This window comes from Streptococcus bovismuti, assembly GCF_042436615.2.
In the GTDB taxonomy this organism is placed as follows: domain Bacteria; phylum Bacillota; class Bacilli; order Lactobacillales; family Streptococcaceae; genus Streptococcus.
In genome coordinates, this window is the sequence record NZ_JBHMFR020000006.1 from 1 (window position 1) to 14024 (window position 14024).

At 41.5% G+C, this 14024-nt stretch carries 15 protein-coding genes; 8 read left to right on the forward strand and 7 right to left on the reverse strand.

The features are described 5' to 3' along the window. Positions 1–166: 166 nt before the first annotated feature. On the reverse strand, positions 167–817 hold the full coding sequence (gene apf, locus ACERDH_RS06895) for an aggregation-promoting factor (protein WP_000843469.1): 651 nt from the start codon (positions 815–817) through the stop codon (positions 167–169). Positions 818–1056: 239 nt separating this feature from the next. Between apf and sdaAB the strand changes: the two genes are divergently transcribed. The 3 genes from sdaAB to ACERDH_RS06910 are packed head-to-tail and all read left to right on the forward strand — an operon-like array spanning position 1057 to position 3263. After that, complete coding sequence (gene sdaAB, locus ACERDH_RS06900; RefSeq protein ID WP_000838912.1) at positions 1057–1728, forward strand: L-serine ammonia-lyase, iron-sulfur-dependent subunit beta; 672 nt, start codon at positions 1057–1059, stop codon at positions 1726–1728. A gap of 8 nt (positions 1729–1736) precedes the next feature. Next, the gene (gene sdaAA, locus ACERDH_RS06905) at positions 1737–2609 is read left to right on the forward strand and encodes an L-serine ammonia-lyase, iron-sulfur-dependent, subunit alpha (protein ID WP_049509903.1); all 873 of its coding nucleotides are present in this window, start codon (positions 1737–1739) and stop codon (positions 2607–2609) included. 21 nt (positions 2610–2630) lie between these two features. Further along, entirely contained in the window at positions 2631–3263 is a 633-nt protein-coding gene (locus ACERDH_RS06910; RefSeq protein WP_386685451.1) for an HAD hydrolase-like protein, read from the forward strand. A 119-nt stretch (positions 3264–3382) separates the two neighbouring features. Here ACERDH_RS06910 and ACERDH_RS06915 read toward each other — a convergent pair whose 3' ends face one another. Both ACERDH_RS06915 and ACERDH_RS06920 read right to left on the reverse strand, forming a co-directional pair. Continuing rightward, complete coding sequence (locus ACERDH_RS06915; RefSeq protein WP_237447161.1) at positions 3383–5233, reverse strand: polysaccharide biosynthesis protein; 1851 nt, start codon at positions 5231–5233, stop codon at positions 3383–3385. Between the two features lie 85 nt (positions 5234–5318). Next, positions 5319–6149 (reverse strand): glycosyltransferase, encoded by an 831-nt coding sequence (locus ACERDH_RS06920; RefSeq protein WP_386685453.1) that lies wholly within the window; start codon positions 6147–6149, stop codon positions 5319–5321. 154 nt (positions 6150–6303) lie between these two features. Here ACERDH_RS06920 and ACERDH_RS06925 point away from each other — a divergent pair, with 154 nt between their 5' ends. From ACERDH_RS06925 to ACERDH_RS06945, 5 genes are all read left to right on the forward strand, one after another. Continuing rightward, the gene (locus ACERDH_RS06925; RefSeq protein ID WP_049502587.1) at positions 6304–7470 is read left to right on the forward strand and encodes a CynX/NimT family MFS transporter; all 1167 of its coding nucleotides are present in this window, start codon (positions 6304–6306) and stop codon (positions 7468–7470) included. Between the two features lie 138 nt (positions 7471–7608). After that, entirely contained in the window at positions 7609–7935 is a 327-nt protein-coding gene (locus ACERDH_RS06930) for a PadR family transcriptional regulator (RefSeq protein ID WP_000273858.1), read from the forward strand. Beyond that, positions 7922–8515, forward strand: a complete 594-nt coding sequence (locus tag ACERDH_RS06935; RefSeq protein ID WP_049543184.1) for a DUF1700 domain-containing protein — start codon at positions 7922–7924, stop codon at positions 8513–8515. Before ACERDH_RS06930 ends, ACERDH_RS06935 begins: the two co-directional genes overlap by 14 nt. Next, positions 8508–9419: a DUF4097 domain-containing protein gene (locus ACERDH_RS06940; protein WP_386685456.1), complete on the forward strand. Its 912-nt coding sequence runs from the start codon at positions 8508–8510 to the stop codon at positions 9417–9419. Before ACERDH_RS06935 ends, ACERDH_RS06940 begins: the two co-directional genes overlap by 8 nt. Positions 9420–9481: 62 nt before the next feature. Then, the gene (locus ACERDH_RS06945; protein WP_265473018.1) at positions 9482–10546 is read left to right on the forward strand and encodes a DUF6574 domain-containing protein; all 1065 of its coding nucleotides are present in this window, start codon (positions 9482–9484) and stop codon (positions 10544–10546) included. Between the two features lie 65 nt (positions 10547–10611). Here ACERDH_RS06945 and ACERDH_RS06950 read toward each other — a convergent pair whose 3' ends face one another. From ACERDH_RS06950 to ACERDH_RS06965, 4 genes are all read right to left on the reverse strand, one after another. Continuing rightward, the gene (locus tag ACERDH_RS06950; protein WP_386685458.1) at positions 10612–11472 is read right to left on the reverse strand and encodes a DUF4299 family protein; all 861 of its coding nucleotides are present in this window, start codon (positions 11470–11472) and stop codon (positions 10612–10614) included. Positions 11473–11698: 226 nt separating this feature from the next. Continuing rightward, on the reverse strand, positions 11699–12685 hold the full coding sequence (gene trhO, locus ACERDH_RS06955; protein WP_386685460.1) for an oxygen-dependent tRNA uridine(34) hydroxylase TrhO: 987 nt from the start codon (positions 12683–12685) through the stop codon (positions 11699–11701). 131 nt (positions 12686–12816) lie between these two features. Then, the gene (locus ACERDH_RS06960; protein ID WP_179211337.1) at positions 12817–13113 is read right to left on the reverse strand and encodes a bacteriocin immunity protein; all 297 of its coding nucleotides are present in this window, start codon (positions 13111–13113) and stop codon (positions 12817–12819) included. A gap of 55 nt (positions 13114–13168) precedes the next feature. Further along, a complete protein-coding gene (locus ACERDH_RS06965) occupies positions 13169–13858 on the reverse strand; it encodes a CPBP family intramembrane glutamic endopeptidase (RefSeq protein ID WP_045612441.1) in 690 nt (229 codons plus the stop codon). Positions 13859–14024: the final 166 nt, after the last annotated feature.

Genomic DNA, 14024 nt, shown 5'->3' on the forward strand with positions numbered 1-14024 from the left:
TATTGTATCGCGTTCGGAGTTTTTTTGGTATAACCTTCGACGCGCACCCGCATAGCGGGTGGTTGTTTTGTCTCGCACCTAACGGAGCGAGACGGACTAATAGTCACATAATATAAAAAGTCGAGGGATTTCCTCGACTTTTTCAAATTATTCTGTTCGTTATTTCTTAATACCAGCCGTTGTTAAGCCAGAAGTTTTTAGCAGCTGACCATGAACCGTAACGTCCTGCAACGTAAGCATCTGCTACACGTTCTTGGTTTTCAGCTGAGTAGTCACCGTTCAAGTATGAATCTGTCAATTGGTAACGTCCAATGTATTGGCCGTTTGTAGCTGTATAGCTACCACCTGATTCTTTTTGTGCAATCCATTCTTTAGCTTCTGCTTCAGATCCACTTACAGTTGCAGCTGGTGCTGAAGTTTCTGCTGCAGCAACAGTTTCTTCTGCTACAGGAGCGCTTGCAGCTGGTGCTGCTTCTTCTACTACTTCTGTAGTTTCTGCTACTGGAGCTGAAACAGTTTCATCTTGAGCTGCTGGTGCCGCATAAGTAGCTGGCGCTGGTGTTGCAGCAGGCGCTACAGGGCCATCGATAACCAACTCTTGACCAACATAAATCAAATGAACGTTGTCGATGTGGTTGTTTTCTGCCAATTTCTCAACAGTTGTGTTGTGAGTTTCAGCGATTTCTGAAAGTGTATCACCTTCTTTAACAGTGTAAGTTGATGATTCTTGAGCAGATACAAATGATGGAGCAAATACTGCAAACAAGGCAGCTACTCCTGCAAGAGTTGTTTTAATCTTTTTAGTTGTTGATTTCATATTTGAAAATTCTCCTTCTTTCTATAGTTCTATCATACCCTTTAAATATTACCGTTTCTTGACACTTTTATGTAGAAATATTACAAAATTATTTTTTATTTCTCTAAATAAGCCATTTTTTGTTACAAAAGATGCTTTTTTATGCTATTTGTAGTGTAAAAAGGTTTTCATCCACAATTAAAGCCAAGACCTTCATTCTTTGATATAATAGAGATAAGAATTTTTATAAGGGGAAACTGATGAAATCACTTCGTTTTCAATCTGTCTTTGATATCATCGGACCAGTTATGATTGGCCCATCTAGTAGCCATACAGCTGGTGCTGTTCGTATTGGGAAGATTGTCTCTTCCATTTTTGATGATACTCCGACAGAAGTCGAATTCCAACTATTTAACTCATTTGCCAAGACCTATCGTGGTCACGGAACAGACCTAGCCCTTGTTGCAGGTATTTTGGGCATGGATACAGATGATCCTGAAATCCCAAACAGCCTGGAAATTGCCCACAAGCGTGGCATCAAGATTGTCTGGACCATTCAGAAAGACAGCAATGCCCCTCACCCAAACACCACTAAAATTACCGTCAAAAATGCTCATAAGACCATTAGCGTGACTGGTATTTCTATCGGGGGAGGAAATATTCAGGTAACTGAACTCAATGGCTTTGCCGTCTCTCTCAATATGAATACACCGACTATCATTATCGTTCATCAAGATATTCCAGGTATGATTGCCCTCGTAACAGAGGCTCTTTCACGCTATGGTATCAATATCGCCCAGATGAATGTTACTCGTGAAAAAGCTGGTGAAAAAGCTATTATGATTATCGAAGTCGACAGTCGCAACTGTGATGAGGCCATCGAAGAAATTCGAAAAATCCCTCATCTCCACAATGTCAATTTCTTTAAATAGGAGGAAGCATGTTTTATTCTATCAAAGAATTGGTCGAGCAAGCAGATCTGGACTTTCAAGGAAATGTCGCAGAACTTATGATTACAACAGAGTTTGAATTGACCGGTCGCGAACGTGAAGAAGTCTTCCTTCTCATGGAACGCAATCTGGAAGTCATGAAAGCCTCTGTCCAACTTGGCCTCAATGAAAATAAATCTCGTAGTGGCCTGACAGGTGGAGATGCTGCCAAATTGGATCACTACATTAAAAACGGAAAAACTCTATCAGATTACACGATTCTCTCTGCTGCCCGAAATGCCATTGCAGTCAATGAACACAATGCTAAAATGGGCTTGGTCTGCGCTACTCCGACCGCTGGAAGTGCCGGCTGTCTCCCTTCCGTTCTCACTGCTGCGATTGAAAAATTAGACCTCAGCCACGAGCAACAGCTGGATTTCCTCTTTGCTGCCGGTGCCTTTGGACTAGTCATCGCAAACAATGCCTCTATCTCAGGTGCTGAAGGTGGCTGTCAGGCCGAGGTTGGTTCTGCCTCTGCTATGAGTGCTGCAGCCTTGACTCTAGCTGCAGGTGGGACACCTTATCAGGCCAGTCAGGCCATTGCCTTTGTCATTAAAAATATGCTGGGGCTCATCTGTGATCCTGTTGCCGGTTTGGTCGAAGTTCCCTGTGTCAAACGTAATGCCATGGGAGCTAGCTTTGCCTTCATCGCAGCAGATATGGCCTTGGCAGGTATCGAATCTAAAATCCCTGTGGATGAGGTTATCGATGCTATGTACCAAGTAGGATCAAGCATGCCAACTGCCTTTCGTGAAACAGCTGAAGGTGGACTCGCTGCCACCCCTACTGGTCGTCGTCTCCAAAAAGAAATTTTCGGAGAATAAGCTTATCAAATAGGAGAAACCATGACCTCTATCACAGCGATTTTTTTCGATCTGGATGGAACCCTCGTCGACAGTTCTATCGGGATTCACAATGCCTTTACCCATACCTTTAAGGAGCTGGGGGTGCCTAGCCCTGATGCCAAAATTATTCGTGGTTTTATGGGGCCGCCCCTTGAAAGTAGTTTTGCGACATGCCTGCCTAAAGAACAAATTTCTGAAGCCGTGCAGATATACCGTTCTTACTATAAGGAGAAAGGCATCCATGAAGCTCAACTCTTTCCTCAGATTGTAGTCTTGCTTAAGGAGCTATCAAGCAAATATCCTCTTTATATCACCACTACAAAGAATACCCCTACCGCTCAAGATATGACTAAAAACTTGGGAATCCATCATTTCTTTGAGGGCATTTATGGCTCCAGCCCTGAAGCACCTCATAAGGCAGATGTCATTCGCCAAGCCTTACATACACATCAACTAGCACCAGAACAGGCCATCATCATCGGAGATACCAAGTTTGATATGATGGGAGCTCAAGAAACAGGCATTCAGAAATTGGCCGTCACTTGGGGATTTGGAGAGCAAGCAGACTTGCTAAACTATCATCCTGATTTTATCGCTCACAAACCCATAGAAGTTTTGGAGTATTTTCAATAACATAGACTGGGCGACAACCCCATTTCAGAAGAAAAGAAAGTAAGTCTCTACATAACAAAACGCATATTACCAAGGTTTCGATTCCTGATAATATGCGTTTTTCTGATTTTAAAGATTTTTTATTCAACGTGGGTGGTTTGATTGGCAAAGGCGATAATGGCTTGCTTCAACTCATCTCCACTAAGAGTGCGGAACTCTTCAATCTTTTGATCGATGGCTTCTAGAGGCATGACATTAACCTTACCAACGAAAATCTTATCCATAACCTGATTGTCAACGAGTTCGGTTGATACCAAGAGTTCTTCGTAAAGTTTTTCGCCTGGGCGGATTCCAACTTCAACGATTGGAATTTCGCTTTCGGTGTGGCCACTTAGAAGGACCATTTTCTTGGCCAAGTCATAAATCTTGACTGGTTTACCCATATCAAGGATAAAGACTTCCCCATCCTTGGCATAAGCACCAGCGTGAATAACCAAACGGCTAGCTTCTGGAATAGTCATAAAGTAACGGGTCATGCGGAAATCTGTCACCGTTACAGGACCGCCTTCAGCAATCTGACGTTCAAAGACTGGAATGACACTACCACGGCTACCAAGAACATTTCCAAAACGAACTGCACAGTAGGTCGATTGGCTACGTTGGTTAAAGCCAGTGACAATCAACTCAGCCACGCGCTTGGTTGCTCCCATAACATTTGGTGGATTAACCGCCTTATCTGTCGAAATCATAACCATCTTAGGTACTTTGGCTTCATCAACAGCCTTAGCAACGTTGTAAGTTCCACGGATATTGTTTTTAAAGGCTTCTTTTGGATTGCGCTCCATCATAGGAACGTGCTTATGGGCAGCCGCATGATAAACAATAGCTGGCTTGTACTGCTCAAAGACTTGCAAGAGACGGTCATAGTCTTGAATATCGGCAATAACTGGTACATAATCAATCCCTTGGAACTTACGAATCAGTTCATGATAAACAAGGTAGATTGAGTTTTCCCCATGACCGAGCAAGACGATGCGTTCAGGATTGAAGCGGCTAACTTGGCGACAGATTTCAGAACCGATTGAACCACCAGCACCTGTAACCAAGATTGTCTTACCTGTCAGTTCTGCGCCCAGACGCGATTCATCAAGACGAATTTCCTGACGTCCCAAAAGGTCCGTAATATCAATTTTTTGGAAGCCAGTACCTGCTTGGTGAAGTCCCTGAACAACGGTTTCAACCTTAGGCATCTTGTAACATTTGACACCCAGCTTATTACACATCTGCAAGATACGTTCATATTCTGACGGGTCAAGCGACGGAATCGCAACGATAACACGCTCAATTTGATGGCGTTTGGCTAATTCAGGCAATTCATCATATGAACCCAAAACAGGAATCCCACCAAGTTTTTGTCCCTTTTTCTTCGCATCCTTATCCAAAATACCAACAAGTTCTAATTCACTAGTTGGATGTTGGTAACTATCCATAAAGAGAGCTCCACCATCACCGGCACCAATCAAGAAGGTCCGACGGTGTTCTCCATCACCACTTCCCTTTTTGCGTTTAGAGTAGATTAACTGCCAAGTAATCCGTGGCAATAAAATCAAGAAAGTACTCAACAAGATAAAGAGTACGATAAAACGGATGGAGAAGAGGGGCAAGAAGGCATAGCAGATACTATATGACAAGATACTGCTAGCAGTCACACCAAAAAAGATTTTCATGAAATCCGTAATCTTGCTGTAACGACTGATACTAGCGTTCAATCCCCAAAATCCAATCATTAATTGATAGAACAGGAAGGCCAAACTCGTATAGATAATGTAGTCAACAGGTGCTGGATTAATCAATCCGTAGAATAAAATATAAGATACAATGATGGAAACCACCATACTCAAAATATCAAATATTCCCCAGAAAACCTGTTTTTGTTGTTTATTTAAAATTTCCACCAGATCAATCACATAATCTGTGAGTTTTTTATTCATAGAAATTTACTCCTCCTTAAAAGAGCCAAATATTTATATTATTATTATAACACTTTTTCTCTAGTTTATGATTTGCTACAATCTTTTACTTGCTTTTTCGTAACAGTTTCATAAAAATAAACTGTCGGACAAATCCGGGACAAAGGGCAACAATCATCTGAATGGCAACACTCTTGGCATACTCCATGTAAGAAATTTGCCCTCTCTTCAGCATGCGCTGACGAGCCTGGCGATAGAGTTTAAGGTAACGCAGTCCCCCACGACGCTCAAACATCCCTGCTCCAACACGAACCTTACACAAGATTTGATCGAGATTTCCAGTCTTGACTCCTGCAGCAATCATATTGAGCCAGAGGAGGTCATCCTCCATATAAAGGCCATCCTCATAGTTGCCTGCCTTGAGAACCATGTCCTTCTTGAACATGACAGTCATGTGGTTAAAGGCACTTCTCATCCTTTGGTAAGCTACAATATCTGCATGCTGGGTTGGAACACGACGGTAAGAAACGATCTCATCAGGATTGTCAATAAACTCTGCAATATGTCCACCTAATAGGTCGAGCTTGTCCTTCTCCATTAGCTGAACCTGTTTCTCAAAACGGTCTGGAACAGCTATATCATCCGTATCCATACGAGCGATGATATCGTACTGACACTGCAAAACACCCTGTCGAAGAGCCAGACCCAAACCTTGATTATGCTCAAGAGGATAGCGTTTCACTGGAATATTAGACTCAGCTTCAAGCTGGTCTAATACCTGATAGAGCTCAGGTGTCAAAGGCCCATCCTCAACCAGAACCAATTCGCTCGGTTTCAGGGTCTGATTTTGAACACTCTCAATAGCATCCTTTAAAAATGTCGGATTTTCCTTGATATAGACCGACATCAATACGCTGATTTTTTGCTTTTCAGACACAGTTTTTCTCCAATGTATAGATTTCCTTCCACTATTTTATCATAATTTTCAAGACTTTCCCATTTTTATCTTGAAAGCCCAAAACCTTACTTGACATTATAAGGAAAAAACCTTAAAATAAGCTGTTATTAAAATCAGCTAGAAGAGGTATTATATGAAAAAGCAATCACTCTTTTTTGTTCCAGGTATTATCCTGATTGGTGTTTCCTTGCGGACTCCTTTTACTGTTTTACCCATTATATTGGGAGATATTTCGCAAGGGCTGGGAGTAGAAGTTAGTTCGCTTGGTGTCTTGACCAGCCTTCCCCTCCTCATGTTTACTCTCTTCTCGCTATTTTCTACCCGACTGGCTCAAAAAATCGGCTTGGAGCATCTCTTCACCTACAGCCTTTTCTTCTTGACCATCGGTTCTCTCATTAGACTAATCAATCTGCCTCTGCTCTATCTAGGAACCTTGATGGTTGGGGCAAGTATCGCAGTCATCAATGTTCTGCTTCCTAGTCTTATCCAAGCCAATCAACCAAAGAAAATTGGTTTTCTGACCACCTTATATGTAACCTCTATGGGGATTGCAACGGCTCTGGCCTCCTATCTGGCTGTGCCTATTACACAAGCCAGTTCTTGGAAAGGACTTATCATCCTCCTCACCCTGCTCTGTCTAGCAACTTTTTTGGTCTGGCTCCCAAATCACCGCTATAATCACAGACTGGCTCCACAAACCAAACAAAAAAGCAAAACAAAGGTCATGCATAATAAACAGGTCTGGGCAGTTATTGTCTTTGCAGGTTTTCAATCCTTACTCTTTTACACCGCTATGACCTGGCTACCTACCATGGCTATCCATGCAGGCCTATCCAGTCACGAAGCTGGCTTGCTGACCTCTATCTTCTCTCTGATTAGCATTCCTTTTTCAATGACCATCCCAAGCCTGACAACCAGTTTATCTACTCGTAACCGTCAGCTCATGCTCACTCTGGTTTCACTAGCTGGTGTGGTCGGTATTTCCATGCTCTTTTTCCCAATCGGTAATTTCTTTTACTGGCTTGCCATCCATCTCCTCATCGGAACCGCAACCAGTGCCCTCTTCCCCTATCTCATGGTCAACTTTTCACTCAAGACAAGCGCCCCTGAAAAGACTGCACAATTGTCTGGTTTATCTCAAACAGGAGGCTATATCCTAGCAGCCTTTGGGCCAACCCTCTTTGGTTACAGTTTTGACCTTTTCCACTCTTGGGTGCCAGCTGTAGCTGCCCTCTTACTCGTCGATATCCTGATGACTGTGGCCCTCTTTACAGTGGACAAAGCTGATAAAATCCTCTAAACTTCTAGTTTTAGCTAGAAGTTTTTTATATATAAAAATTTTACACATTTCTCTTGACAGGGCTTTCATTTAGATGTACAATGTATGTGTAGAAAAATTATATATAAAAATCTTACACATTAGAAAAGGAGGTTCCCCATGTACTTTCCAACATCCTCTGCCTTGATTGAATTTCTCATCTTGGCTGTACTGGAGCAGGATGATTCTTATGGTTATGAGATTAGCCAAACCATTAAGCTGATCGCTAATATCAAAGAATCTACACTCTATCCTATCCTAAAAAAATTGGAAGGCAATAGCTTTCTGACAACCTATTCTAGAGAGTTCCAAGGTCGCATGCGCAAATACTACTCCTTGACAAATGGTGGTATAGAACAGCTCGTGACCCTAAAAGATGAATGGGCACTCTATACAGACACCATCAATGGCATCATAGAAGGGAGTATCCGCCATGACAAGAACTGAATACCTGACTCAGCTAGAACTTTATCTCAAAAAACTGCCTCAGGCTGACCAAATTGAAGCCATGGACTATTTCAGGGAACTCTTTGACGATGCTGGAGTCGAGGGAGAAGAAGAACTCATCGCTAGTTTAGGAACTCCTAAGGAAGCAGCTCACGAAGTCCTCTCCAATCTTCTCGATAAAAAAATTAATGAGGCACCCGCTCAAAAGAATAACCGACAAATTTTGCATATCGCCTTGTTAGCTTTGCTTGCAGCCCCCATCGGTATTCCTCTGGGAATCGCCATCCTCGTGTCCCTGTTCGCAATCCTTGTGGCAGCCTTGACTGTCATTATAGCTTTCTTTGCGGTTTCTATACTTGGTATCATCGGCGGATTCCTATTCTTAGTTGAAAGTTTCACTGTCCTCGCCCAAGCTAAATCAGCCTTTATCTTGATTTTCGGTTCTGGTTTACTAGCCATCGGTGCTTCTTCACTAGTCTTACTAGGTATTTCCTATGTAGCTCGTTTCTTCGGCCTACTCATTGTTCGCCTGGTGCAATTTGTTCTTAAAAAAGGAAAGAGAGGTGACCAGCATGCGTAAATGGACAAGAGGATTTCTCATTTTTGGTGTGGTGACTACCATTATCGGCTTTATCCTGCTCTTTGTGGGGATCCAATCTGACGGGATTAAGAGTCTGCTTGCCATGTCCAAGGAGCCTGTCTATGATAGTCGGATGGAAGAGCTGACCTTTGGCAAGGAAGTCGAAAACCTAGAAATCACGCTCCACCAACACGCGCTGACCATCACAGACTCTTTCGATGATCAAATCCACATTTCTTACCATCCATCTCTTTCTGCTCACCATGATCTTATCACAAATCATAACGATAAAACTCTAAGCCTCACTGATAAGAAACTGTCTGAAACTCCATTTCTCTCTTCTGGAATTGGCGGGATTCTCCATATCGCAAGTAGCTACTCTCGTCGTTTTGAAGAAGTTATTCTACAAGTTCCAAAAGGAAGAACTCTAAAAGGAATCAACGTGTCAGCCAATCGTGGACAAACCACCATCATAAATGCTAGTCTTGAAAATGCAACTCTCAATACAAATGGTTATCTCCTCCGAATTGAAGGAAGTCGTATCAAAAACAGTAAACTCACAACCCCTAATATCGTTAATATCTTTGATACAGACCTTACAGATAGTCAGCTAGAGTCAACAGAGAAGCACTTCCACGCTGAAAATATCCAAGTCCATGGTAAGGTTGAACTGACTGCCAAAAAGTATCTCAGAATCATCCTAGACCAGAAAGAGAACCAACGAATTAACTGGGACATCTCAAGTAACTATGGTTCTATCTTCCAATTCACAAGAGAAGAGCCTAAATCAAGAGGTACGGAATTAAGCAACCCTTACAAAACTGAAAAAACCGAAGCCAAGGATCAACTCATTGCTAGAGCTGATAATGATATTGAGCTAATATCCATACCAAACAGACGTTGACAAAAGCGCTTACATTTGCTACTATGGAAGCATATTTATCTAACTAAAAAGGAGGTTCTACCATGAAACAAGAATGGTTTGAAAGTAATGATTTTGTAAAAACAACAAGCAAGAACAAACCTGAAGAGCAAGCTCAAGAGGTTGCAGACAAGACTGAAGAAACGATAGCCGATCTCGATACACCAATTGAAAAAAATACTCAAGTAGAGGAGGAAGTCTCTCAAGCTAAAGTCGAACTTGAAAATCAGCAAGAAGAGAAAATTGAAACGCCTGAAGACAGTGAAGCAAGAACAGAAATAGAAGAAAAGAAAGCATTAGATTCTACTGAAGAAGAGCAAGATCTTTCTAAAGAAACAGAAAAAGTCACTATAGCTGAAGAGAGTCAAGAAGCACTTCCTCAGCAAAAACCAACCACGAAAGAGCCCCTTCTTATCAGTCAATCCTTAGAAAGTCCCTATATCCCCGACCAAGCTCCAAAATCTACGGATAGATGGAAAGAGCAAGCGCTTGATTTTTGGTCTTGGCTAGTGGAAGCAATCAAATCTCCTACAAGCAGTCTTGAAACAAGTAGCACACACAGTTACACAGCCTTTCTTTTGCTCATTCTGTTTTCTGCATCTTCCTTTTTCTTTAGTATCTACCACATCAAACATGCTTACTATGGACATATAGCAACTATGCATAATCACTTCCCTGAACAGCTAGCTCCTTTGGGACTCTTTTCAATCATTTCTATCTTGGTAGCAACCACTCTCTTCCTCTTTTCATTTCTACTCGGTAGCTTTGTTGTAAAACGATTTATCCACCAAGAAACTGACTGGACGTTAGAAAAGGTCTTCCAACAATATAGCCAACTCTTAGCAATTCCAATCTTCCTCACTGCTATTGCTAGTTTCTTTGCCTTCTTTGATAGTCTGCGATTTACAGCCCTCTTGTGTGTGATTAGCATTGGAATCATTCTGCTCGCTAGTCTCCATATCATTACAAGACCAAGTCAAGCAAGTGAAACCGACTCCTTCTATCAATTATTCTTGTCTGTCCTTGTGAACGGAGTCATTATCCTCCTCTTCTTTGTAGCTGAAGTGGCGCTGATTGGGGATTACCTTCGTATCTTAGCCTTTCTTTAAACTTCAATCCTGTCTTTCATGGCAGGATTTTTTCTATGTCAAAAAAGCAAGTCGATTGACCTGCTTTACTTTTCTTGTGCTAATGCTTTAAAATCTTTGTCTAAGATGGGTTGCACTTCTAATTGATTGGCATCTAGTTGGTGGTAAGATGCTGATGGTAGTGACTCTAGGAATTTTGCATAGTCCAAGCGGGCAATGGCTTCATAGTCTTCTGGTTTAGAGCCATCTCCTGTAATTTGAACCAAGTCAATCTCCCACTGCACTTCCTTATCCACCAATTGCTCCATATAGGCTACAGGAACAAATGGTTCTCTCGGCAAAACAGTCTTGACCCCTTGAGCCAGATGGTAAACACCGTGCACTTGGCCTTCTCCATCCTGATAAAAGGAAACTTTTGCAAAGTAGGCATCTGTCTCTTGAACCGCACGCACACGCGCTTCAAACTGAGCCAAGCCATCTTCTTCTAAAAAGCTTTTCAAGTCCTCATGACTAAAGAAAACAGGATTAAAAATTCCTTGGCAAATCGTAAAGCAAGCTGCAGTGTCTGCCAGATAGGCTTGAATACTTGCTTGGAAATAAGCTTCAAAATCAAAACCATCTAGTCCTTCAATCTCAGTTCCTGTATAAGCAAGCAGAGCTTCTAAAAATGACTTGATAATCTGCCAGTCTGTCTTCGTTAGTAGGTCAGGAAGATCGACACGGTAAGCCTTTTGACCATCAGCATAACTAACTTTAAAGAGGAATTGTGATTGCCCCACTATCGCACACTCAATATACTCAAGACGGCTAAGAGGCTGACGGAGATAAACCGCATCATAACTATGCGACTCCAAACCATCCACCAAGGCCAAGATAGACTTGGCAGTCAAAATTTCCTGTTCTCCTAAAATGCTCTGTTTATTTGGAATAAAAAATGTTTTCGTCATAACTGAACTCCTTTGAAATCGTTTACATATAGTATACCTTATTTTTCTGAAAGATACAAAAACAAACTTTATACTCTTCGAAAATCAAATTCAAACCGCGTCAGCTTCGCCTTGCCGTACTCAAGTACAGCCTGCGGCTAGCTTCCTAGTTTGCTCTTTGATTTTCATTGAGTATTAGATTTTTGAGTAAAAAGCATAAAAAACAGCCCCTGAGGACTGTTTAATCTTATACAGTAGCTGCTTGATCCAAGCTTTCACCGATAGCGGCTAGGCGCTCAACAACTTCAGCTTGTGTCAATTCATTTTCTGAAACATAGCGGTTACGTGGGTGAACACGGCACTCGTGTGAACATCCACGAAGGTACTTGTCTTCATTTTCTTCTGATGTCAAGATACGACGGTTACAGAATGGATTTCCACAGTTGACATAACGTTCACATGGTGTTCCATCAAACCAGTCTTTCCCTACGATGGTTGGGTTGACATGGTTAACATCTACGGCAATACGCTCATCAAAGACGTACATTTTTCCATCCCAAAGCTCACCTTGGATTTCTGGGTCTTTACCGTAAGTTGCAATTCCTCCGTGCAGTTGGCCAACATCTTTGTAGCCTTCACGGACCATCCAGCCTGAGAATTTCTCACAGCGAACGCCACCTGTACAGTAAACCACAACACGCTTGTCCATGAATTTTTCTTTGTTATCACGGACCCATTGTGGCAACTCACGGAAGTTGCGGATGTCTGGACGGATAGCCCCACGGAAGTGTCCTAGGTCGTACTCATAATCGTTACGTGTGTCAAGGACAACTGTATCTTCGTCAAGAAGGGCTTCTTTGAACTCTTTTGGAGACAAGTAGGCACCTGTTGTTTCAAGTGGGTTGATGTCATTGTCAAAGTCATTGTCTTCCAAACCAAGGTGGACAATTTCTTTCTTGTAGCGAACAAACATCTTCTTGAAGGCTTGTTCACTTTCTTCGTCAATCTTGAACCAGAGGTCTTCCATACCTGGGAGGCTGTGAACATAGTCCATGTATTTTTGAGTTGTTTCATAATCCCCTGAAACTGTTCCGTTAATTCCCTCGTCAGCGACTAGGATACGGCCTTTAAGGCCGATTGATTTACAGAAAGCCAAGTGGTCTGCAGCAAATTGCTCTGCATTTTCAATTGGAGTATAAAGGTAGTAAAGTAAGACACGAATATCTTTTGCCATAAGATTTGTTCTCTTTTCTATTCTTAAATTTTCAGAATTTTTCATCTAACTATACTAGTATACCTGCTTGAGAAAACGAATGCAATTTATTTGACTGGAAATTGTAGAAAGATGCTTATCCCTGCACTTCATCAGTAACCATAGCGAATAGCAGATAATTCTCTCAATTTTTTGATCTGCTCGGATTGACTTTCTGATAACATCAGCTTATTGTCAATCAATACACGTGAGATGTCAACATTCATTTGACTCAATATAAATGGGGTAGAGGTCCCATCGTCCTCTAATCGTCTTTTATAACTCACTAACTGATTTTTCAAAGGAGTCAGTTGAGGCGTATCCTTTATATCTTCCAATAGATAATCTATGATAATCATGGCTTCACAACGTCTTTCGCTTCCTCCAGCAAACCATTTTAATGGTGTCATACTCATTTACCTCCTTAAGTTGAAAAGCTGTCATTCCTAACTCTCGCGCCAGTATTTACCCAAACACCCTCTGTAAAAAAGTCAGCAAAAATGGTAATGTTGCGAAAATATTATTAATCACATGCACCGCATAGGATGGATAAATGCTCTTGGTATAGCGGGTCAAACTAGCAAAGATGATGCCAGATGTTGCAAAGACGAAGATATCTAACAAACTAGGCAGGCTTGAAAAATGAGGAAGAGCAAATAAAATTGACGGAAGAAGCAAATCAAGGCCAAATCTCGAATGCTTAAAAAAGGCGTGTTGCAGTAATCCTCTATAGATTAGCTCTTCCATAAGTGGAGTCAGAAAGAACAAAGTTATATAGATACCTAGCTCAGCAAAGTTGGTCCCACTATAACCGATCAATACAGCCCAACCTTCAGCAGTTGACTGAACATGTTTAGCTGTCTGAACGTTAAAAGAGATCTGGAGCACTACCACTAATACTGTCAAAATCGAATACCAAAGCCATTTTTTTCTTGGAATGTGAAAGAGATAACCATGACCTGTCTTAACCAGAATCCAAATCATGACTCCGCTAAATAGCAAACTCAAGAGATTTTGAATCCAGACGAAATTGCCAATCTGGGAAGAAAATTGCCAATAATTTTGAACAATAAGCGTCAGCTGAGAAAGACCAAATACGAAAAATAGGTAAGAGAAAACTGCACTTATTTTGAATAAAAGTTGATACTTCTTCATATGAACACTCCTTTGTAAACTCGAGACATCTCTAATATAAGCTATATTTTCCTAAATCCTTACTCCAAATCCTAAATAGTACTTGAGATTTCCTGAATGGTTAAATAGTGATAAGAAAAACATATATATCTATGCTCACGTTTCAAAAAATCACTGCCTCCCCCAG